Here is a 21056-nt window from a genome sequence, read left to right as displayed (position 1 = left end):
ATTGACCGCGACACAGACAGGCCGCTTCGAACTGGCGACGATCCACCTGCCGGTGGGATGGACCTTTGCCGGGCTTGTTGCCGGCTTGCTTGCCGGAATGGCCCTGTCTGAAGGGTCGCTTATCGGCCCATTGCTCGAATGGACCAGCCCGGTCGGTAGCCTTTGGCTGCGCGCGCTCCAGATGACGATCATCCCGCTCGTGGCCGCCTTGCTGGTGCTGGGGATTGCGCAGCTGGTGTCGGCGGCGAGCGCGGGTGCGGCAGCGCGGCGCATGTTGCTGCTGGTATTCGGCGTGCTCATCGCAAGCGGGGCGATTGCGGCAATCATGATGCCGCTGCTGCTGGAAATTGCGCCGATCCCGGCTTCGGCCACTGCCTTTCTCGCCGAAACGCCGCAACAGGCGCAGTCTGTGCCCGAGCTGGCCGATTTTGTCGCGTCGCTGATCGCGCCCAATGTCATCGCCGCTGCAGCGGAAACGGCCATGCTGCCGCTGACGATATTCTTTGCCCTGTTCGCGGTTGCGATCACCCGGCTTCCGGCGGAGCAATCAGCGACCTTGCTGGGATTTTTTCATGCGCTTGCCAATGCCATGCTGATGATCATCGGCTGGGTGCTGTGGCTGGCACCTGCGGGCGTATTCGCGTTGGCGCTGGGCGTGGCGGCGCGCGCAGGGGGCGGGGCCTTTGCGGCGCTGGGCCATTACATTTTGGTTGTGAGCGCGATGGGCGGCTTCGTGCTGGTCGGTGGATATCTGGTGGCCTGGCTGCTTGGCGGGATCAGCCCGTGGAGGTTTGCCCGCGCCATCCTGCCTTCGCAGGCGGTGGCTGTTTCCACCCAGAGCTCGCTTGCCAGCCTTCCCGCCATGCTCGACAGCTCGGCGCGGTTGGGGCTGCGCCAGAGCATTGCCGAATTCGTATTGCCGCTGGCGGTGGCGATCTTTCGCGCCACCAGCCCGGCAATGAATATGGCAGTGGCGATCTATGTCGCGCAGCTGGCTGGAATTGCCTTGACGCCAACCTTGCTGATCGCGGGGATCGGGGTGGCGCTGATCATCAGCATTGGTTCAGTCAGCCTGCCCGGATCGATAAGCTTCGTCGTTTCGATCGGCCCGATCGCCATCGCCATGGGCGTGCCGATCGAGCCGCTGGCGTTGCTGGTCGCGGTTGAGATGTTGCCTGACATCATGCGCACTCTCGCCAATGTCACGATGAACGTCGCCGTGGCGAGCGTGGTGGATCGTGTGAAACACGATTGAGCCAAGGCAGTTCACGGTCGGTTGCAATCTTTGCAAGTTAAAACGTGCAACCCTGCTCTCATCTGTGCGTTCATTAGGTGAACTCTTTCAAATTTCGCCAGAAACGGAGCAACTATGTCTTTCAAGCTTATCCCCCTACCGTTTGATTCAAGCGCGCTTGAACCGGCCATTTCGGCCGAGACCCTGTCCTACCATTATGACAAGCACCACAAAGCCTATGTCGACAAGACCAATGCCGCGATCGAAGGCACGATGCATATGGGCAAGCCGCTGGAAGAGATCATCGCTGCGGCGCGCGGTTCCGAAGAAGGCCTGTTCAACAACGCCGCGCAAAGCTGGAATCACGCCTTTTACTGGCATTCGCTCAGCCCGGATGGCGGTGAGCCATCCAAAGAGTTGATTGCAAAGATCGATGAGGCGTTTGGTTCGCTCGATGGCCTGAAAGAGCAGTTGAAAACGCGCGGTGCAGGACATTTCGGCAGCGGCTGGATCTGGCTGGCGGAGAAGGATGGCCGGCTCTCGATCAAGGAAACCCATGATGGCGACACGCTGGCGGACGGTGACTTCAACCCACTGCTGACGATCGACGTGTGGGAGCACGCCTATTATCTCGATCACCAGAACAAGCGCCCGGCCTATCTTGACGCGGTGATCGACGGGAAGCTCAACTGGATCTTTGCGTCGGAAAATCTCTCGCGCGGTTCGATCTGGACCTATCCCGAATAGGCGCGGGCCAAATCAATATACTGCGACCGCCAGGAATTGGCCTGGCGCTAGTTTTCGGCGATTGCTTTCTGCCGGGCGGCGAGTTCATCAAGTTCCTCAAGGATCGCGCGATGCGCGCCTGTATCCTTGCTTGACCTGTGCGGGATAGAACCATCTTCCATCATCGCATTGAGCGTGGCGCGCGCGCGCCCAACGCGGCTCTTGATGGTTCCAATCGCACAATCACAAATATTGGCGGCCTCTTCGTAAGAGAATCCGCCCGCACCCACGAGCAGCAGCGCCTCGCGACGTTCGGGAGGCAGGGTTTGCAGCGCACGGTGCAAATCGGCCAGATGAATCGGATCTTCCTGCCCGGCGGGGGCAGTGAGAATGCGTTCGGCCACCGTTTCGTCATAATCGCCGCGGAATCGGTTTCGGCGCATGTCGGTGAGGTAGGCGTTGCGCAGGATCACGAATGTCCATGCGCGCATTGACGTGCCGGGTTCAAAGCGCTCTTGCGCGGCCCATGCTTTCAGCATGGTTTCCTGAACCAGGTCGTCGGCCATATCGGGCCGCCCGCATAATCCGCGCGCAAAAGCGCGAAGATGCGGGATGACCGCCGTCAGCTCACGCTTGAAATCCGCTATCTCTGTGGCACTGCGCTGGTCCCTTGCCATCAGGATGATCCGTTCGCGGATGGGTCATCAAGCCTGTTCAGCAAATCCTTGAAGCTATCTGGCAAAGGTTCATCGACGACCGAATCGTAAAGCGCGCGCAGCCCGTCAGCCCAATCGGGTCTGCGATGCTTGCAGGCAGCGCCACGCGCGCCACCCTTGGGCGGCGTCTTTTCCGGATTGTGCTTGTCTGCTGCCATCGCGTGCCTGTGCTCTGTTGCCTTTGCCCCATTGGCTCGCACCCCTATGTGTCGGTAGTGCGGCACTGGAAGGGGAACGAGAGTCGCTCTCTATGGTTCCCTTCCTGATCGGAGGATAATGCAAATTTGTGATGCGTGATAGCGATGAGACAGCAACGGAACGGCTGCGGCGCGCGCGCGCCATGCGCTGGCTGGCGCGCTATCCGCGTGCTGCTCCGCTTGCTATCTTCTTTGCAATTGCCATGATCACCGGCTTCAGCGTGGTCGCCATCGAGGCGGGCGAGGACCAGCGTGACCGTGCGATCATGCGCGAGGTTGCGCTGTCGGTTGCTTCTGCGCTTGACCGCCGCGGAAGCGTGGCGGTGGCTTATCTGCGCGCCGGTTCGGCCTTGTTCTCGACCAAGGATGAAGTGCCGCTGTCATTGTTTCGCCGATTTGCTGGCGAACTCAGGCTGCATGCTGACGATCGCGGATCGGAAGGGATCGGCTGGGCTGAAGTTGTACCGCTTGAACGGCTTGCGGCTTTCGAAGCCGAAGCCAGCGCAGAGCTTGGCGCGCCATTCAGGGTACGGCGGGCACCGGGCGCGACTGGCGACATTGTGGTGCCGGTTACCTTTCTAAAGCCTGATACGCCGCGCAGCCGACAGGCAATCGGCTTTGACCTTTATTCCGAACCGGTACGCCGCGCCGCAATGGATGAAGCAGCGCGCCTTGTTCGCCCGACTGCCACCGGTAAACTGGTGCTGGCACAAGAGAGAGATGATGAAGCAGCCGGTTTCCTGATCTTTATGCCGGTGTTCGAAACAACCCCGCAAGGCCGACGGCTAAAGGGCTTCATCTATAGCCCTTTTGATGCGCAGTATTTCCTTAGTTCGGCGATGGACATTTCGGCTCACCGCCACATGGGAGTGCGCCTGTATGACGGACCTGCGGAACCTGCCAACCTCCTTGCCAATCATGCCCCGCAGGTGACATCCGGCAAGGTGATGGTCCAGCAGGTCAGCATCGGGAATCATCCGTTACTGATCGAGATCGAATCCGCCCGCACGGGCAGCCTTTCGCCGCTTTCCATGGCGACGCTGCTGTTCGGGCTTGCGGTTGCCAGTCTGCTCATGATGCTCGCACGCTTGCTTACCCGGCAAGCGCTGGAAGACGAAGCCTCGTTGGCTTTTTTCGAGGAGCAGAACTCGATCCGAAACTCGCTGACGCGCGAACTCAACCACCGGGTCAAGAACACGCTGGCAAGCATTTTGTCGATCATCTCGCTGACACGGCGGCGGACCGATGATCTCGATGAATTCGTCGACGGACTCGAGGGCCGGGTGCGGGCGCTTTCCGCCACACACGATCTGCTTACCCAGTCCGATTGGGGCACCACCCCTGTCCGCTCCGTGATCGAAGCTGAGATAGCTCCCTATGCCGGGGCAGATGCCAATATCAGGCTGGAGGGCCCCGAAATTGAACTCGCCCCCAATGACGCGCTGTCGCTGGGGCTTGCGGTACACGAATTGACCACCAATGCGGCGAAATATGGCGCGCTCAGCGAACCTGGGGGACGTGTTACTATAGACTGGCAACGCGAGCGCGATGATCTGGTGCTGGTGCGTTGGCAGGAGCGTGGCGGCCCGCCTGTCGATCAGGATCGCAAGCGAGGTTTCGGAACCGATCTGATCGAGAAGATTGTCGCACACGAACTGCGCCAGCCGGTCGATTTGCAGTTCGAACCTGAGGGGGTAACTTGCACCCTGCGCGTGCCCGTGCGGGTTCGCAGCGCCTTCCAGATCCGCGAGCGACTGGCCCGGCTGATTGACTGAGAACCTCAGGCAGCCGGTGTGTTTTCCCTGAAGAACAGAGCCTGGCTGATCGTGGTGCGGATGCTGCGTTCCTGGAACGGCTTGGTGACAAGATAGGTCGGCTCCGGCCTGTCGCCGGTCAACAACCGCTCCGGATACGCAGTGATGAAGATCACCGGCACGTTAGCAATGGCAAGGATGTCGTCTACCGCATCAAGCCCTGAGGAGCCGTCGGCAAGCTGGATGTCGGCCAGCACCAGGCCGGGCATGGCTTCGGCCACAGCATCGCGTGCCTGAGTGCGGGTGGCTGCGGTCGCGAATACATCGTGGCCGAGCGATTTGACGAGGCCTTCAAGCTGCATTGAGATCAGCGGTTCGTCCTCGATAATCAGCACGCTGGTTACGGATTCGCGGTCGATCTCTGCCACCGCTTCGTCTACCAGATGTTCTACCTCTGCGGTGGGAATACCCAGAATCTCGCCTGCCTGCGAAGGGCTGAACTCTTCCAGCGTAGTCAGCAACAATGCCTGACGGTTGAGCGGGGTGACAGCCCCGAGCATGGCCTGCGCAGCGCCTTCGCGCCCGACCGCACTCCCCGATGTTGCAGCACCTCCGGCAATTGAGGACCACAATTTCGTGAACGCGCGGTAGAGCGGGACGCGGCCCCCAGCCAGGCTAGCCTTGAGTTCATCGTCGGCCAGGGCCGCTTGCAGCGTAGCGCGAACGAAATTGTCCCCGCTCTCCTGCGAGCCGCACAGTGCGCGGGCATAGCGGCGCAAATAGGGGAGATTTGCGGCAATCTGAGTGCTCAACGACATTGTGTCCCTTCCCGAACGGTGCATCGCATCCAACGAATTTGGCGGAAGTATGTTCCTTGACCGAAGCTGGATAGTTTGCGGCCAAGGCTTATCCAATGTTCTCCGGCCGGTTCCAACAGGCGCCAAGCAGGTAGGCACAAAAAATTTTTTCAAAGCCGGGGAACCGAGCTGGATTTGCGTCATTTCTTCAATATCACCGCCGCGACCCCCTCCCGTCCAAGCGTCGGTGATGCAATCCCGAAGGCCTCCGTCCCTCATGACGGAGGCCTTTTTCGTGAACTGTTCATTCGTCGGCGCGTCAACCGAGCGTTTTCTCGAATACAACATATTCACGGTTGATCTTGCTGTCGATCGAATCGGCGATTGCCACCATTCCCCGGTTGTCATCCAGGATCCAGCCGATCTCGCCACGTTTCGAGCCATAGATGGCCGCGGCATTGCGGCGGATCTGGCTGATCATCATGAAGGCAAGCTGGCTCGCGACGCGACTATTGTGCAATTCCTTCCTCACACCCATCAGCGGGACGCGCATTCCTGCATCCTTGGGATGGCGAAGCCAGCGCAGCAAATGGAACCAACCCAGCGGAAAGAGCTTCCCATCGATGCGTTTGAGCACCTGATTGATGTCAGGGAAAGTCAGCATGAAGGCCACCGGTTTGCCGTCCAGTTCCGCGATCATGTTGAGTGGCTCGAAGATGATCGGGCGCAATTTCTTGCCTGCATAGGCAACCTCTTCCGGCGTGAACGGCACGAAACCCCAATTGCTCGACCAGGCATCGTTGAGGATGTCGAGCACAACCGCGGCTTCCTCGTCCCAGCGCTTCTTTTCGACCGGACGCACGCGAATGCGCTCGTTGCGTTCGCCCGATTTGACGATCCTTTGGATCAGCGGCGGAAATTCCCTTGTTACGTCGAGATCGTAGGTGAGCAGCGATTTGGCATGTTCAAAGCCATAGCTTTCGATCCAGCCGCGATACTGCGCCGGATGATGCCCCATCATGATCATCGGCGCGTGATCCTGCCCCCGCACCAGCAAGCCGGGTTCTTCCCAGACTGACAGCGAAATGGGGCCGAGCACGCGGATCATGCCTTCACCGCGCAGCCATGCTTCGGCTGCTGCGAGCAGCGCATGGGCAGCGGCTTCGTCCTCGGCATCGAAATAGCCGAACATCCCGGTGCCCGGACCAAAACCCTGCTCCGGCGGCATTTGCAGGGCGAGCTCGTCAATATGCGCGGAGATCCGCCCCACCTGCTTGCCGCCGCGACTAGCAATGAAAAACTCGGCGCGCCCATGCCCGAAGAAAGGGTTGCGGCCTGGATCGATCAGTTCGATTTGTTCGCTGCGCAATTGCGGTACGCTATGCGGTTCCCGTGTGGCAAAGCTGCGCCCAAGATCAACAAACGCCGCGCGCCCGCGCTTGCCGCTCACCGGCTCTACTACTATATCGCTCGCGTTCACATGCATGTCCCGTTCAGATTGCCCAATCCATTTTGCGGTGCGTCAATGTGTGGTGAGAGAATGTCGCTTAAGCAAGCCATTCGATCACTCTTGCCAACAAGTCGCGTTTGTCCTCGCCCGCCGTTTTGCTGTAAGGCGCAGGCGAAACAGAGAATTGATGATGGAACAGACATTCGATCCCGGCGCAGTGTCCGACACCTCAAGAGTGCCAGCCACGCGTGCGCAGTTCATAAGCAGCGATGACAAGGATATGCTGCGTGTAGCGCGAGACCTGACCAGGGATCTGGGGCAGGCGCGTGGTGCGTGGTACTGGCCCGATATGCTGCTGTCCGCAGGCTTGGGCTATGGCGCGCTGGCCGGGGCCATTCTGGTGCAGAACACCGCGATCGCGGTGGCGCTTGGGATCGTGTCCGCACTGGCGCTTTATCGCGCGCTGATGTTCATCCACGAACTGACCCATATCCACCGCGATGCGCTGCCTGGTTTCCGCACTGCATGGAACCTGCTGGTCGGAATCCCGATGCTGGTGCCCAGCTTCATGTATGAAGGGGTCCACACCCTGCATCACAAGCGTACGCAATATGGCACGGTCGAGGATCCCGAATATCTTCCGCTAGCGTTGATGAAGCCGTGGAGCCTGCCAAGCTTTGTGCTGATTGCATTGCTCGCGCCGATCGGCCTGCTGCTGCGCTTTGCCATACTGGTACCGCTGGGGGCGATAATCCCCCCGCTGCGCAAGATGTTTTGGGAGCGGGCCTCGGCGTTGATGATCAATCCTGATTTCCGTCGCAAGCCGCCAGAAGGCGCCTTTGCAAATCGTGTATTCTGGCTGGAACTGGGCGGTTTCGTGTGGGCATGGGTATTGATCGGCAGCACGCAGTTTATCGGCTGGCGTCCGCTGCTGATCGCGCTGGCGATCGTTTCGCTTACCGCGGTGCTCAACCAATTGCGCACACTGGTTGCGCATCTGTGGGAGAATGACGGCAAACCGATGACGGTGACCGCGCAATTCCTCGACAGCGTGAACGTGCCGCCACCTGGCCTGGCCGCAGAGATATGGGCGCCGGTGGGCCTGCGCTATCACGCTCTGCACCACCTGATGCCTTCAATGCCTTATCATGCGCTGCCCGAGGCACACCGGCGGCTGAAGGCAGAACTGGGCCTGAATTCGACCTATGACGGGGCGAATCACAGCGGCATGATCGAACTGGTAGGGCGGATCGCGCGCAGTACCATGGGCGCAAGGCCATCAAGGCCGTAATGCGGTCAGCCCATGCGGTTACCTCAGCGCTCCTGCATTATAGTGATCAGTTCCGCTTCAATCCCTTAAGCGCTTCAGCCAGCGGCCCCGAAGGCGCATCGTCGCTGCTGATACCGGCTTCCTGCCGCACGCGTTCGGCATTGGGGCCTTCGGCATAGGGGTCGATCGCCAAGCCCAGCGATTGGGCCACCGCTTCACCCAGGTCGAAACTGTCACCCGCATACTCGATCTCGTCGAGATCGTCGGCAGCGAGCTCGATCTCGATTTCGTCATCGCGCAGCAGAGCGGGGTCCACTCTGCCTTCTTCAACGAAGCGCAGCGCCAGCGGTTCGGTAATCGCGGTGCGAAATTCCTCGCCTGAAATGGCGCAGGTCTGGACGATCCTGGCTTCGAGCCGACCGGTGGCATGCACCGCCTTGCCATGCTGCTCCAGATCGACACTGGCTGTAAGTGCATCGATCCGGGGCAGGCCAAACCGGTTCGCCAGCGCAGCGCGTTCTGCTTCACTCGCCTCGATCACCAGCGGGGCCGCCGGCAGTGGACGCAGTTTGACGGTGCGCGAGAATTCGCTCGCGCTCATGGTATTGCATCCTCAAGCCCGAACTCGCCCGCAACCACCGCTTCCGCCGGGAGCGCAGCGAGCTGGCCGTGAAATCGCTGCAACCGCTTGGCCACGCAGGCGGGTGATCCGCCTTCGGTAAAGCTGACATTGCGTTCAATCGATGCTTCGAGCCTGGCCGTATCTCCGGCAGCCAGCGCCGGGCGGTAGGCGCCCAGCCTTCCGCCGAGCACGCTCATCAGCCGGCCGATATGCTTGCCGACCACAACATCGTTGATGCCGAACTCGCGCAATTGCCCATCCATGTCCTCGACAAAGAATTCGCACAATAGCGCGCCTTCGCTGTGTTGACCGGTTGTTTCTAGCCGCACCACAACCGTACTAAGTATGGCCGTGATCATGTCGAAGCGTCCGCCAACGGTATCGGCCACCTTGCAACCGGCATACCACTGCGGATCGCGTGCCAGCTCCACCACCTTGTGCCACAATGGGCGCATCGTTTCGCGCGGGTCCGGGGCGGTGCCGAACAGTCTGGCAAGGAAGGACATGGACTGAAAAGCTCCGTGGTGGCGGCGTTCAGCCGCAATTCAATTCGCTATGCCCAATGGCGGCAACACGCGGCGTTGCAAGCTGCGCGCCATCGCCGTAAGGCTTATGGCCGAACATATAGGATGGGTTGCGGCGCGGGCAATGCGTGTCGGCGCCCGAAGCAAAGAAGGTTTGCGTTTCGGATGGATAGGACGACGGCGTTCAAGATTGCCTTGGTGGCGGCACTGGGGATTGGCATCGCGGGCTGCACGTCAATTCGCGAATCACGCGGCTATGTGGTTGACGCGCTGCTGGTTGATGCCATCCAGCCGGGGATCGACAACCAGCGCTCGGTCGAAATGGCGCTGGGACGGCCCAGCTTCACAAGCGAATATGGTCAACCGATCTGGTATTACGTCTCAAGCGTTACCGGGCGGCGACCGTTCGTGCGCCCGCAGATAAAGTCGCATTCTGTGCTGGCAGTGCAGTTTGACGAGGCGGGCAATGTCATTTCTGCCGAACGCAGCGGGATTGAGCAGGTGGCCTTCTTTACGCCCGATGGTGACAAGACCCCGACACTGGGCCGCGAGCGCGGCTTTCTGGAGGATTTGTTCGGCAATATTGGCCAGGTCGGCGCACCGGGTGCCGGCGGCGCCCCAGGCGGCCCCGGCGGCCCTTGAGCTCGCCGCATTGCTTGACCGGAGCTTGGCGCTCCCCATATCGCTCGGCATGAGCAATCAAAACGAAAGCCACGGCCTCGTCCAGTGGCATGGCACCACCATCATTGGCGTGAAGCGCGGCAAGCGCACCGTGATCGCGGGCGATGGCCAGGTTTCAATGGGCAATACGGTGATGAAGCCCAATGCGCGCAAGGTCCGGCGCCTTGGTGAAGGCGGCCCCGAAAAAGGCAAGGTGATCGCCGGTTTCGCGGGCGCGACCGCCGATGCCTTCACCCTGTTCGAGCGGCTGGAAAAGAAGCTCGAGCAATATTCCGGGCAGTTGCTGCGCGCCGCAGTGGAGCTGGCCAAGGACTGGCGTACCGACAAATATTTGCGCAACCTCGAAGCATTGATGATCGTGGCGGACAAGGATGTACTGCTGGTGCTGACCGGAAATGGCGACGTGCTCGAACCCGAGGGCGGAATCGCTGCGATCGGATCGGGCGGCAATTTTGCGCTCGCCGCCGCCCGCGCGCTGGCCGATTATGAAGACGATCCGGAAGTGATTGCGCGCAAGGCGATGCAGGTTGCGGCCGATATCTGTGTCTTCACCAATGGCAATGTGACCCTCGAAGAAATCTGAGACTGTCCAGCAAAATGACCGATTCCCTAACCCCCAAGGCGATCGTCGCCGCGCTTGACGAGCATATCATCGGACAAAAGGATGCCAAGCGCGCGGTCGCCGTCGCGCTGCGCAACCGCTGGCGGCGCCAGCGGCTCTCGCCCGAATTGCGCGACGAGGTGACGCCCAAGAACATCCTGATGATCGGCCCTACGGGCTGCGGCAAGACCGAGATCAGCCGCCGCCTGGCGAAGCTTGCCAATGCGCCTTTCGTCAAAGTCGAGGCGACCAAGTTCACCGAGGTCGGCTATGTCGGGCGCGATGTCGAACAGATCGCGCGCGACCTGGCCGAGGAGGCGATCCGGCTGGAAAAAGAGCGCCGCCGCGAGGCGGTGCGCGAGGCTGCCAGCAAGGCGGCGATGGACCGGCTGCTCAACGCGCTGGTGGGCGAGAACGCTTCGGAAGCGACGCGTGAGGCCTTTCGCGAGCGGATCGTGCAGAATGCAATGAACGATGTCGAAGTTGAAATCGACGTTGAAGAAGCGCCGCAAATGCCCTTCGACATGGGCAATATGGGCGGCAATGTCGGCATGATCGACTTGTCGGACATGTTCGGCAAGGCGATGGGCCGCAAGCCGACCAAGCGGCGCAAATTAAAGGTGCCCGATGCGTGGGATCGGCTGGTCGACGAAGAGGCCGACAAGCGGCTTGACCAGGACGATGTGGCGCAGGCCGCGCTGCGCAACGCAGAAGCCAATGGTATCGTGTTCCTGGACGAGATTGACAAGATCGCTGTTTCGGATGTGCGGGGTGGCAGCGTCAGCCGCGAGGGCGTGCAGCGCGATCTGCTGCCACTGATCGAAGGCACCACGGTGGCCACCAAATACGGCCCGATGAAAACCGACCACGTGCTGTTTATCGCCTCGGGCGCGTTTCATGTTGCCAAGCCATCCGACATGCTGCCCGAACTCCAGGGCCGCCTGCCGATCCGGGTCGAGTTGCGTGCGCTGACGGAAGAGGATTTCGTGCGTATCCTGTCCGAAACCCGAGCCAACCTGGTGCAGCAATATTGCGCGCTGCTGGGCACTGAAGAAGTCACGCTCGACATCACCGAGGATGCAATCTCGGAAGTGGCGAAGATTGCCGCGCAGGTGAACGAAAGCGTCGAGAACATCGGCGCGCGGCGCTTGCAGACGGTGATGGAGCGGCTGCTCGAGGAAATCAGCTTCGAGGCTGAAGAGCACGCGGGCGAGACGGTGAAGGTCGATGCCGCCTATGTCCGCGAGCGGCTGGCCGAGCTTGCCGGCAACAGCGACCTCAGCAAGTATATCCTTTGACCGAGCCAGTCTCCAATCGGCGCGACATGCTGGCGCAGATGGGGCCGCGTCTCGACGAGCGCGCCTATTGTTTCATGCTGGTCGATCCCTCCAGCGCGCCGCAGGCGCTGGGCGCGGCAATCGGTACATTCCGCGAAGATGAAGGCGTTACTGCGATCGTGCCGGAAACGGTGGCGCGCGAGCTTGGCGAGCAAAGCCCGGCATTCGCGCGGATTACCTTGATGGTGCATTCCTCGCTCACCGGCTTCGGGCTAACGGCGTCAGTGACCGGCACACTGGCCGAACATGGCATCGCCTGCAATGTTATTGCGGCCTGGCACCACGATCACCTGTTCGTGCCGGTGGCTCAGGGCGAGCACGCACTGCGCCTGCTCCAACGGTTGAGCGAAGACGCGCGTCGATAGGATTCTGCCGTTCGCAGACATTCCGCGCAAAGCGGTTGATCTGGAACCGCTTCCCCGTCCAGACGATTATCGAAGAGAACTTTCGCAATGGGGACTGACCGATGATCCGAAGCACGATGATGGCCAGCGCTGCTGCAATAGCGCTGGCCCTGGGCGCACCACTTGTGGCGCAGGATAACGCGAGCGAGGAAGCGCCAGCGCTGTCTGCACCGAAGATCGAGTACACCCGCTGGGTGCTTGGCAACGGGCTACAGGTAATTGCGATCCCCGACAATTCGACTGCGAATGTCACCACTTCGCTGTGGTACGAGGTCGGCTCGAAGCACGATCCGCAAGGCCGTTCGGGCTTTGCGCATCTGTTCGAGCATATCCTCAGCCGCCAGACGCTGAACATGCCCTACAACATGATCAACAAGCTGACCGAGGATGTCGGCGGGAACCGCAATGCATCGACCTGGGTCGACCGCACCAATTACTTTGAAACTGTGCCTGCCGAATATCTCGAGACCATGCTGTGGACGCACCGCGAACGCATGGCCTATCCGGTGGTTGACAGTCTGGTGTTCGAGCGGGAGCGCAGCGTGGTGAAGGAAGAGCTGCGCCAGCGCGTGCTTGCGCCGCCCTATGGCAGGTTGCAGCGCTTCGTGATTTCGGAGAATGCGTTTGACGTGCTGCCGATGCGGCGGCCCGGCATCGGCTCTATCGAGGATCTCGATTCAACCACGCTCGAAGATGCGCGGGCATTCCATCAGGCCTATTATGGGCCTGACACTGCGACGCTGATCGTGGCGGGCAATTTCGATCTTGATCGGCTGCGTAGTTTGGTCGATCAGTATTTCGCCGATATCCCGCGGCGGGCAAATCCGGTGAGCCTTGAGATTGAAGGTCAGGAACCCGTCCGCACCGTGCCGCGCACGGTCAACGCCACCGCGCCTAATGTGCCGCTGCCGGTGGTGGGCGGATTGTGGAAGGCGCCAGCGGCCACTCATCCTGATGCCGCGGCGATCGAGCTGCTTTCGGCGATCCTTGCGCGCGGAGACAATAGCCGCCTGCACCGCGCGTTGGTGCGCAGCGGCAAGGCCGTCGAGGCCGCGCATTTTGACCAGATGAGCGAGGATGGCGGGTTCATTGCGTCCTACATTGTGCTCAGCCCCGCAACCGACGTGGGCGAAGCCCGCGCGATACTCGACGTCGAGATCGAGCGGGTGCGCAGCGAACCGGTGAGCGAGGCGGAACTGCGCGAGGCAAAGAACGAGATCTTTGCGTCCGCGCTGTCGCAGCGCCAGACCGCACAGGGCCGGGCCTTTGAACTGGGCGAGGCGCTGGTTTCGACCGGAGACCCCGATGCCGCAGACAAAAGGCTAAAGGAGATCGCTACGGTCAGCGCCGCTGACGTGCAGCGAGTGGCGGTGCAGTGGCTGCGGCCAGAGGGCAAGGTCTCGATCACCTATACGGCGGGCGAAGATGACCCGTCGAGTTATGCCAATCCCAACCCGATGCCTCAATTCGGATCTGTCCCGCCAGCCACGGGCCAGCCGCTGGCGGTACGGCCCGAGGGCGAGCGCGCGGCGCCGCCACCGCCGATCGCCGCACCCGAAATGGTGCGCGCGCAGTTTGACGAGACGACGCTCGACAATGGCATCGCGCTGGTCTCTGCGCAGACCACCGACGTGCCGATCGCGACGATTACCGTCGTGCTGCCGGGCGGGGACGCGAGTGATCCGGCGGCCAAGGCTGGCCTTGCCGGGCTCGCGGCGAGCGTGGCGGACAAGGGTACCGCGAACCGCAGTGCCACTGAGATTGCTGCTGCGCTCGAATCGCTTGGCGCCAGCCTGGGCTTCAGCACAAACGCCGATGGCAGCTTCGTAAGCCTGACCGCGCCGACCGTGAACCTCGCGCAGGCCGGGGCGGTGATGGTCGACATCCTTCAGAATGCGAGCTTCCCGCAAGAGGAGTTCGAACGCGAGCGCAAGCGGGCGCTGGACGGATTGGTGGCGACGCTAACCGATCCGGGCGCGCTTGCCGGCATGGTCACGACGCGGGTGATGTATGGCGATGCGCCATATGGCCGGGTAGCCAGCCCCAACTCTCTGCCCGCGATCACGCGCGAGGACTTGGTCGCCCACCGCGAGACCTATTGGCATCCCGGCGCGGCCCGGATCGTGATCAGCGGCGGCCTTGCGGCCGGGGAAGCGCATGTGCTGGCCAATGAACTTTTCGGCAGTTGGACCTCGGATCGCCCGATCCCGCAGCCGGTGGCCGACCCTGCAGGTAGCGCGCCCGCACCGCGCACGCTGGTGATCGACATGCCGGATGCGGGCCAGGCAGCGGTGCTCGCGAGCGTGCGCGCATTGCCGCGCGACCATCCAGATTTCTACAAGCTGTGGCTGGCCAATACGGTGCTCGGCTCGGGCAGCAATGGCCGGTTGTTCGAGGAGGTGCGGACCAAGCGTGCGCTCAGCTATGGCGCCTATAGCTCGCTTGACACGCGTGCTGACGAAGCGACGCTGACCGCGCAGGCACAAACCAAGAATACCACCCCTGACGAAGTCGCCACGGTGTTTTTCGACCAGTTTACGCTGCTGGGCAGCGAGATGCTTGATGAGGATGCGCTGCAGAAACGGCGGCTATTCCTGGGCGGGGCACTGGCGCGCAGCCTTGAGACCAGCGGCGGCTTCAACGGCACCGTGGCCAGCCTAATGCTGCGCGGGATCGAACCGCAAGAGGCATTTCGCGTGGCAGATCGGCTAGCCAGCGTCAGCACTGCCGATGTCGCGCAGATGGCAGGCGAATTTCTCGCTCCAGCACGCGCCTCCTTGGTGGTCGTGGGCGACGCGCAATATTTCCTCGACGATCTGAAGGCACTGCGCGGCAATGTCGAAGTGATCCCCTTTGACGCGCTCGACCTGTCGAGCGCGGATTTGCGCAAGCCGACGGACGAAGCGGAGTAGGGTGCAGGCGGATTACTCGGCCGCTTCGGGCTGCGTCTCGCTCTCGGCGGCCTGGCGCGCCCACATGTCGGCATAAAGTCCGTCCGCAGCCAGCAGGTCAGAGTGCCGCCCGGCCTCGGCCAGCTTGCCGCGATCGAGCACCAGGATGCGATCGGCATCGGCGATGGTCGAAAGGCGGTGCGCGATGGCAATGGTGGTGCGGCCCCGTGAAATACGGCGCAGTGTCCGCAGGATATCCTGTTCGGTGCGGCTGTCGAGCGCGCTGGTCGCCTCATCCAGAAGCAGGATCGGCGGATTCTTCACTAGCGTCCGCGCGATCGCAACGCGCTGTTTCTCGCCGCCCGACAGCTTGAGCCCACGCTCGCCAACTTCGGTGGCAAAGCCCTGCGGCAATTGCTCGATGAAAGGCAGGATTGCGGCATCGCGTGCTGCGGCGAACACATCCTCTTCGCGCGCATCGCCGCTGCCATAGGCGATGTTGTAGCCGATGCTGTCGTTGAACAGCACGCTGTCCTGCGGGACGATGCCAATGTGGGCCCGCAAGCTTTCCTGCGTCACCGAGGCAATATCCTGTCCGTCGATAAGGATGCGCCCGCCCTGCGGATCGTAGAAGCGGAACAGCAGCCGTGCGATCGTGCTCTTGCCCGCACCCGAAGGGCCGACGATGGCCACGCTCGCCCCGGCGGGAACTTCGAAGCTGAGATTGTTCAGAATTGTGCGGTCAGGTTCATAGCCGAAGGCGACATGGTCAAAGGTGATGTGCGGGCGGCGGACCACCAGAGCCGGCGCGCCGGGGCGATCCTGGACCTCGACATCGGTATCCATCAGCTTGAACATTTCGCCCATATCGACCAACCCTTGGCGGATGGAACGGTACACGAATCCCAGCATGTCGAGCGGGCGGAACAGCTGCAGCAGGTAAGTGTTGACGAACACCAGATCGCCCACGGTCAGCTGCCCCTGGCTCCAGCCCCATACTGTATAGGCCATTGCGCCCGCCATCAGCAGGTTGGTAATCAGCGCTTGCGCGATGTTGAGCAGGCCGAGCGAGTTCTCGCTCTTGATCGCGGCTTCGGCATAGGCGCTCGCAGCCTGGCCATAGCGGGCCTGCTCGCGAGCTTCGGCGCCAAAATATTTCACTGTCTCGTAATTGAGCAGCGAATCGACCGCGCGGTGCAATGCCCTGCCGTCGAGTTCGTTCATCTCGCGGCGCAGCTTGGTGCGCCATTCGGTGATCCAGCGGGTTGTCAGGATATAGGATACAACCGCGAGGCCGGTCGCCGCGACCAGTTCCCACCCGAAATTGATGTAGAAAATCACACCCACTGCAATCAGTTCGATCGCGGTTGGCGCGATGTTGAAAAGCAGGAAGTAGAGCATCGTGTCGATGCTTTTGGTACCGCGCTCGATCACCTTGGTCACTTCGCCGGTGCGCCGGTCCAGGTGAAACCGCAGAGACAAACGGTGGAGGCGGCGGAACACATCCTGCGCCAGGTGTAATGTGGCGATCTGCCCGACCCGTTCAAAGGCGATATTGCGCAGATTGTCGAAAGCGACAGCAGTAAATCGCCCCAGCCCGTATGCCAGCACCAGGGCCAGTGCGACCATCGCGCTCTCGCTGGTGGGCGTGGCCATCGCATCGACGGCATATTTATAGGCGAAGGGAAGGGCCAGCGTAACGCCCTTGGCTGCCAGCACGAATGCCATCGCGGCAATGATGCGGCGTTTCAGTGTGGGATTGTCGCGCGGCCACAAATAGGGAAGGAATCGCCGCAAGGTGTGCCAGCCATCGGCCTCGAGCGGGCGGTTATCCTCGGTGTCGGGTGGCATCGCTTGTCCCATGTGGGGGCAAGCGTCCGGCTAGGCAAGCATGGGTTTTGCCAAGGTGTGCGGTCAGATGCGCGAGGACGTGCGATTGCGGAGCTGTGCCTCGCGCGGCAGGTCAAACAGGATTTGCCGCTTGGCGAAATCGATTGCGATCCTGTCGAACAGCTGGAGATGCCGCATCCCCAGCGAAAGCACCGGCCGGTCGGTCAAGCCCAGAGCTTCAAAGGCTGGCGTATCGGCATAGGTGATCGGGACATTGGCCAATTCGAAACCGTTGATCTTGAGCGATCGTACATAGCTCAGCTCGCTGAGCAGTGCCACGCCATTGACATCGGTCGTTTCGATCATTTCGGCAGCCCGCCGTGAACGGATGCGTTCGCGCAGCGCCAGATTGCCCAGGCTCGTTTGTGCCCCGGTATCGATGATCACGGTGGCATGGACTCCCTCGATTATCGCATCGGTTATAAGCAACTGCCCTAGCTTGTTGCGCGCCCTCACGATGATTTCAAAGCCACGGTCGCTCGATTTCTCATGCGCATCCGAGACCGAAATCGTCTCGTTTCGAAAATCGATCACGACCCGGAAATCCTGCAAGGTATCGAGGCCGATAATGCCATCGGCACCAACATGCTGGCGCTGCAGCACCGGAGCCGCGATCCCGCCGATGGTACGTTTACCGACTTCAAGTTGGTCGAGCTCGACCAGTTCGACTGTACGCCGACTGGCCATCCCGACTACGGTTGCCGGTCCAAGCGACGGCAGCAAAATCTGGCGTGTCACCCGTTCTGTAACCGCAGTCGCCTGCGAGCCTGTATCGATCATGAAATTGTAAGGCCCGATCCCGTCGATTGTGACCGGTATCGTATAGCGCTGGAACCGGTCTTCCTCGAGGTCGAGAATTTCAATCGCCTGACCGGTCAGGGCGGGAAATAGAGGAGCAGTGGGAATCTGCTCGCGCGCTTGCGACAGCGCCAGAGCGCCACCGGTCGTGACTTGTGCTGAAGCCAGACCGAATGCGATTGCTGCGGGCAGGACCAAATGAGGCATCCCTATCTCTCCTGGGACAATATGCCGCATCAGCATTGCCATTGCGTGCGCATGTCATGGGGCTCTGTATACCAGACAATGAAGCAAGGCCCAAACCGGAGCCCGCCGAGCGGCCAAAACCACTCTATGAACTGCTTGGCGCGCTTCCATCAGAACGATTCGGTGCCACATTTTCTGATCCTCTGGATGAATCGCAGGATGAATCGGAGGTTTGCGCTGCCACCCGGCGATGAATCGCCGGGATGCAAGGGGGGGCACGCCGCCGCCGATACCGGAAAACCGGATCACCCCAGACCAGGAGAGGGTTTTCTGGGGCCAAAAATGGCGGAAATCTGCGGTTCTCTCGCAGTCGCGAAATAAAATTGCAAAAAGGCGTTGACCCGACTCAACGCCCCACATATATGGCCCTCACCGACGCGGCGCTGACGGTTTTCAGCCGCTCCACCGGGTTGGTCGCCAGACACAGACGGATAGCCGGTCCCCCGGTGAAAATCGGGGCTCCATTGCTGTCCGCTTGTTAACGTCTGGTTGGCTCTTTGACATTGTTGGTTTTTGATGAAGGGACATGTGGGCGACGGCGCCCGGTCCGGGGATTTTTAGGCTCCGGATACCGGTTAATTTATGCCGATTGCCACATCCTGATCGCCTCCACGGCGGTCTGTGATGATGCATGTTCATTCGTATCCATTACGTTTGATGTGCAGGTATCGGCTCCTAGAAGCTCATGCCAAGCAGGCTGGCGGGGTTTTCCCCGTGCTTGATTGGTGTGTGACATAAACTTGAGAGTTTGATCCTGGCTCAGAACGAACGCTGGCGGCATGCCTAACACATGCAAGTCGAACGAACCCTTCGGGGTGAGTGGCGCACGGGTGCGTAACGCGTGGGAACCTGCCCTTAGGTTCGGAATAACTCAGAGAAATTTGAGCTAATACCGGATAATGTCTTCGGACCAAAGATTTATCGCCTTTGGATGGGCCCGCGTTGGATTAGCTAGTTGGTGGGGTAAAGGCCTACCAAGGCGACGATCCATAGCTGGTCTGAGAGGATGATCAGCCACACTGGGACTGAGACACGGCCCAGACTCCTACGGGAGGCAGCAGTGGGGAATATTGGACAATGGGCGAAAGCCTGATCCAGCAATGCCGCGTGAGTGATGAAGGCCTTAGGGTTGTAAAGCTCTTTTACTGGGGATGATAATGACAGTACCCAGAGAATAAGCTCCGGCTAACTCCGTGCCAGCAGCCGCGGTAATACGGAGGGAGCTAGCGTTGTTCGGAATTACTGGGCGTAAAGCGCACGTAGGCGGCTTTTTAAGTCAGGGGTGAAATCCCGGGGCTCAACCCCGGAACTGCCTTTGAAACTGGAAAGCTAGAATCCTGGAGAGGTGAGTGGAATTCCGAGTGTAGAGGTGAAATTCGTAGATATTCGGAAGAACACCAGTGGCGAAGGCGACTCACTGGACAGGTATTGACGCTGAGGTGCGAAAGCGTGGGGAGCAAACAGGATTAGATACCCTGGTAGTCCACGCCGTAAACGATGATAACTAGCTGTCCGGGCTCATAGAGCTTGGGTGGCGCAGCTAACGCATTAAGTTATCCGCCTGGGGAGTACGGTCGCAAGATTAAAACTCAAAGGAATTGACGGGGGCCTGCACAAGCGGTGGAGCATGTGGTTTAATTCGAAGCAACGCGCAGAACCTTACCAGCCTTTGACATCCCGATCGCGATAAGCAGAGATGCTTTTCTTCAGTTCGGCTGGATCGGTGACAGGTGCTGCATGGCTGTCGTCAGCTCGTGTCGTGAGATGTTGGGTTAAGTCCCGCAACGAGCGCAACCCTCGTCCTTAGTTGCCATCATTAAGTTGGGCACTTTAAGGAAACTGCCGGTGATAAGCCGGAGGAAGGTGGGGATGACGTCAAGTCCTCATGGCCCTTACAGGCTGGGCTACACACGTGCTACAATGGCGTTGACAGTGGGCAGCTAGACCGCAAGGTCATGCTAATCTCTAAAAGACGTCTCAGTTCGGATTGTTCTCTGCAACTCGAGAGCATGAAGGCGGAATCGCTAGTAATCGCGGATCAGCATGCCGCGGTGAATACGTTCCCAGGCCTTGTACACACCGCCCGTCACACCATGGGAGTTGGATTCACTCGAAGGCGTTGAGCTAACCCGTAAGGGAGGCAGGCGACCACAGTGGGTTTAGCGACTGGGGTGAAGTCGTAACAAGGTAGCCGTAGGGGAACCTGCGGCTGGATCACCTCCTTTCTAAGGATATTCACGAAAGCGTCGGCGCTAGTCGCCGAAAGTGCTTCGTGATCTCCAAAGAACATTGCCGTCGTCCTCATGTCCTTTCATCACTGGAGATTGCGCCAACCGCGCTTGCGGCTGGCTGCAAAAGCCTGAGCCGGCTCACGCCCCTCGCGGCCATAAGGCCGCTGATGGCGCATGTGGGCCTGTAGCTCAGTTGGTTAGAGCGCACCCCTGATAAGGGTGAGGTCAGAGGTTCAAATCCTCTCAGGCCCACCATACTTGTCTGGCTTTACGGGGCCTTAGCTCAGCTGGGAGAGCACCTGCTTTGCAAGCAGGGGGTCATCGGTTCGATCCCGATAGGCTCCACCAGACATAACGCGCTGTGACTTGTTGCATGTGCGGTACAGAAATTCTCCAGGATGAAATGAAAGCAGATCCGGCATTTGGCCGGTAGGCGGATTTCCGCCGTTCTTTGACATTGTGAATGGGTTTTTAAATCGATGCCGTGGCGGTGTCGTGATCACAGCTTTCGGGCTGTTTGAGCGATACCATCACAAATCAATCAAAATTGATTATCTGGCTGAGATAATTCCTCCGCATCATCGTTGGACGCATAGGCTTTATGCAGGCCTGTCGTTGATGGTGTGGATTCTCAAGCGTGAGGTAAGAGCATTTGGTGGATGCCTTGGCATGTACAGGCGAAGAAGG

17 protein-coding genes, 2 tRNA genes and 2 rRNA genes (1 of these 21 running past the window's edge) are annotated in these 21056 nt (G+C 60.4%); 13 read left to right on the top strand and 8 right to left on the bottom strand.

What is annotated here, in order from left to right; translation table 11 throughout:
- Position 1 precedes the first annotated feature (1 nt).
- Positions 2-1255, top strand: a complete 1254-nt coding sequence (locus ACX3VQ_RS04380; protein WP_462579715.1) for a dicarboxylate/amino acid:cation symporter — start codon at positions 2-4, stop codon at positions 1253-1255.
- Positions 1256-1369: 114 nt separating this feature from the next.
- Entirely contained in the window at positions 1370-1981 is a 612-nt protein-coding gene (locus tag ACX3VQ_RS04375) for a superoxide dismutase (protein ID WP_462571333.1), read from the top strand.
- Positions 1982-2028: 47 nt separating this feature from the next.
- On the opposite strand, the gene ACX3VQ_RS04370 is transcribed toward ACX3VQ_RS04375, so the two are convergent.
- Both ACX3VQ_RS04370 and ACX3VQ_RS04365 read right to left on the bottom strand, forming a co-directional pair.
- Complete coding sequence (locus ACX3VQ_RS04370; protein ID WP_462571334.1) at positions 2029-2637, bottom strand: sigma-70 family RNA polymerase sigma factor; 609 nt, start codon at positions 2635-2637, stop codon at positions 2029-2031.
- Complete coding sequence (locus ACX3VQ_RS04365) at positions 2637-2834, bottom strand: NepR family anti-sigma factor (protein WP_462579713.1); 198 nt, start codon at positions 2832-2834, stop codon at positions 2637-2639. Before ACX3VQ_RS04365 ends, ACX3VQ_RS04370 begins: the two co-directional genes overlap by 1 nt.
- A 131-nt stretch (positions 2835-2965) precedes the next feature.
- On the opposite strand from ACX3VQ_RS04365, the gene ACX3VQ_RS04360 reads away from it, so the two are divergent.
- On the top strand, positions 2966-4648 hold the full coding sequence (locus ACX3VQ_RS04360) for a CHASE domain-containing protein (protein ID WP_462571337.1): 1683 nt from the start codon (positions 2966-2968) through the stop codon (positions 4646-4648).
- 5 nt (positions 4649-4653) lie between these two features.
- Here ACX3VQ_RS04360 and ACX3VQ_RS04355 read toward each other — a convergent pair whose 3' ends face one another.
- Positions 4654-5445: a response regulator gene (locus ACX3VQ_RS04355; protein ID WP_462579712.1), complete on the bottom strand. Its 792-nt coding sequence runs from the start codon at positions 5443-5445 to the stop codon at positions 4654-4656.
- A 298-nt stretch (positions 5446-5743) separates the two neighbouring features.
- Complete coding sequence (locus tag ACX3VQ_RS04350) at positions 5744-6904, bottom strand: N-acetyltransferase (protein ID WP_462579711.1); 1161 nt, start codon at positions 6902-6904, stop codon at positions 5744-5746.
- A 160-nt stretch (positions 6905-7064) separates the two neighbouring features.
- Between ACX3VQ_RS04350 and ACX3VQ_RS04345 the strand changes: the two genes are divergently transcribed.
- Complete coding sequence (locus ACX3VQ_RS04345; protein WP_462580685.1) at positions 7065-8165, top strand: fatty acid desaturase family protein; 1101 nt, start codon at positions 7065-7067, stop codon at positions 8163-8165.
- 46 nt (positions 8166-8211) lie between these two features.
- Here ACX3VQ_RS04345 and ACX3VQ_RS04340 read toward each other — a convergent pair whose 3' ends face one another.
- Complete coding sequence (locus ACX3VQ_RS04340; RefSeq protein ID WP_462571342.1) at positions 8212-8745, bottom strand: YceD family protein; 534 nt, start codon at positions 8743-8745, stop codon at positions 8212-8214.
- Positions 8742-9272, bottom strand: coding sequence for a ubiquinol-cytochrome C chaperone family protein (locus ACX3VQ_RS04335; RefSeq protein WP_462579709.1), 531 nt, complete (start codon positions 9270-9272; stop codon positions 8742-8744). The genes ACX3VQ_RS04340 and ACX3VQ_RS04335 overlap by 4 nt, the downstream gene beginning before the upstream one ends.
- A gap of 183 nt (positions 9273-9455) precedes the next feature.
- On the opposite strand from ACX3VQ_RS04335, the gene ACX3VQ_RS04330 reads away from it, so the two are divergent.
- From ACX3VQ_RS04330 to ACX3VQ_RS04310, 5 genes are all read left to right on the top strand, one after another.
- Positions 9456-9932: an outer membrane protein assembly factor BamE gene (locus ACX3VQ_RS04330; RefSeq protein ID WP_462579708.1), complete on the top strand. Its 477-nt coding sequence runs from the start codon at positions 9456-9458 to the stop codon at positions 9930-9932.
- Positions 9933-9981: 49 nt separating this feature from the next.
- Positions 9982-10554: an ATP-dependent protease subunit HslV gene (gene hslV, locus ACX3VQ_RS04325; RefSeq protein WP_462579707.1), complete on the top strand. Its 573-nt coding sequence runs from the start codon at positions 9982-9984 to the stop codon at positions 10552-10554.
- Between the two features lie 14 nt (positions 10555-10568).
- Positions 10569-11870, top strand: a complete 1302-nt coding sequence (gene hslU, locus ACX3VQ_RS04320; RefSeq protein WP_462571346.1) for an ATP-dependent protease ATPase subunit HslU — start codon at positions 10569-10571, stop codon at positions 11868-11870.
- A complete protein-coding gene (locus tag ACX3VQ_RS04315) occupies positions 11867-12274 on the top strand; it encodes an ACT domain-containing protein (RefSeq protein WP_462579706.1) in 408 nt (135 codons plus the stop codon). Before hslU ends, ACX3VQ_RS04315 begins: the two co-directional genes overlap by 4 nt.
- Before the next feature lie 101 nt (positions 12275-12375).
- Entirely contained in the window at positions 12376-15225 is a 2850-nt protein-coding gene (locus ACX3VQ_RS04310; RefSeq protein ID WP_462579704.1) for a M16 family metallopeptidase, read from the top strand.
- Positions 15226-15237: 12 nt separating this feature from the next.
- Here ACX3VQ_RS04310 and ACX3VQ_RS04305 read toward each other — a convergent pair whose 3' ends face one another.
- Together ACX3VQ_RS04305 and ACX3VQ_RS04300 are read right to left on the bottom strand one after the other, a co-directional pair.
- Positions 15238-17055 carry an ABCB family ABC transporter ATP-binding protein/permease gene (locus ACX3VQ_RS04305; protein ID WP_462579703.1) on the bottom strand — a complete coding sequence of 606 codons (1818 nt, stop codon included), beginning with the start codon at positions 17053-17055 and terminating at the stop codon, positions 15238-15240.
- 63 nt (positions 17056-17118) lie between these two features.
- Positions 17119-18099: an aspartyl protease family protein gene (locus tag ACX3VQ_RS04300; RefSeq protein ID WP_462571351.1), complete on the bottom strand. Its 981-nt coding sequence runs from the start codon at positions 18097-18099 to the stop codon at positions 17119-17121.
- A gap of 775 nt (positions 18100-18874) precedes the next feature.
- On the opposite strand from ACX3VQ_RS04300, the gene ACX3VQ_RS04295 reads away from it, so the two are divergent.
- The 4 genes from ACX3VQ_RS04295 to ACX3VQ_RS04280 form a co-directional block, all read left to right on the top strand.
- A 16S ribosomal RNA gene (locus ACX3VQ_RS04295) occupies positions 18875-20363 on the top strand.
- A 184-nt stretch (positions 20364-20547) separates the two neighbouring features.
- A tRNA-Ile gene (locus tag ACX3VQ_RS04290) sits at positions 20548-20624 on the top strand.
- 17 nt (positions 20625-20641) lie between these two features.
- Positions 20642-20717 (top strand) — tRNA-Ala (locus ACX3VQ_RS04285).
- 284 nt (positions 20718-21001) lie between these two features.
- A 23S ribosomal RNA gene (locus ACX3VQ_RS04280) occupies positions 21002-21056 on the top strand (it continues 2748 nt past the right edge of the window).
- The 16S and 23S rRNA genes sit together here with 2 tRNA genes alongside, the layout of an rRNA operon.

The organism is Altererythrobacter chaiwopuensis (assembly GCF_054957735.1).
The sequence above is the reverse complement of the archived record's forward strand: the minus strand, read 5'-3'. Positions and strand labels throughout refer to the sequence as shown.

Coding starts and splice junctions, on each gene's coding strand:
- hslU (WP_462571346.1), top strand. CDS start 10,569: ATGACCGATTCCCTAACCCCCAAGGCGATCGTCGCCGCGCTTGACGAG.
- ACX3VQ_RS04360 (WP_462571337.1), top strand. CDS start 2,966: ATGCGTGATAGCGATGAGACAGCAACGGAACGGCTGCGGCGCGCGCGC.
- ACX3VQ_RS04340 (WP_462571342.1), bottom strand. CDS start 8,745: ATGAGCGCGAGCGAATTCTCGCGCACCGTCAAACTGCGTCCACTGCCG.
- ACX3VQ_RS04370 (WP_462571334.1), bottom strand. CDS start 2,637: ATGGCAAGGGACCAGCGCAGTGCCACAGAGATAGCGGATTTCAAGCGT.
- ACX3VQ_RS04310 (WP_462579704.1), top strand. CDS start 12,376: ATGATCCGAAGCACGATGATGGCCAGCGCTGCTGCAATAGCGCTGGCC.
- ACX3VQ_RS04305 (WP_462579703.1), bottom strand. CDS start 17,055: ATGCCACCCGACACCGAGGATAACCGCCCGCTCGAGGCCGATGGCTGG.
- ACX3VQ_RS04330 (WP_462579708.1), top strand. CDS start 9,456: ATGGATAGGACGACGGCGTTCAAGATTGCCTTGGTGGCGGCACTGGGG.
- ACX3VQ_RS04375 (WP_462571333.1), top strand. CDS start 1,370: ATGTCTTTCAAGCTTATCCCCCTACCGTTTGATTCAAGCGCGCTTGAA.
- ACX3VQ_RS04300 (WP_462571351.1), bottom strand. CDS start 18,099: ATGCCTCATTTGGTCCTGCCCGCAGCAATCGCATTCGGTCTGGCTTCA.
- ACX3VQ_RS04365 (WP_462579713.1), bottom strand. CDS start 2,834: ATGGCAGCAGACAAGCACAATCCGGAAAAGACGCCGCCCAAGGGTGGC.
- hslV (WP_462579707.1), top strand. CDS start 9,982: ATGAGCAATCAAAACGAAAGCCACGGCCTCGTCCAGTGGCATGGCACC.
- ACX3VQ_RS04335 (WP_462579709.1), bottom strand. CDS start 9,272: ATGTCCTTCCTTGCCAGACTGTTCGGCACCGCCCCGGACCCGCGCGAA.
- ACX3VQ_RS04345 (WP_462580685.1), top strand. CDS start 7,065: ATGGAACAGACATTCGATCCCGGCGCAGTGTCCGACACCTCAAGAGTG.
- ACX3VQ_RS04355 (WP_462579712.1), bottom strand. CDS start 5,445: ATGTCGTTGAGCACTCAGATTGCCGCAAATCTCCCCTATTTGCGCCGC.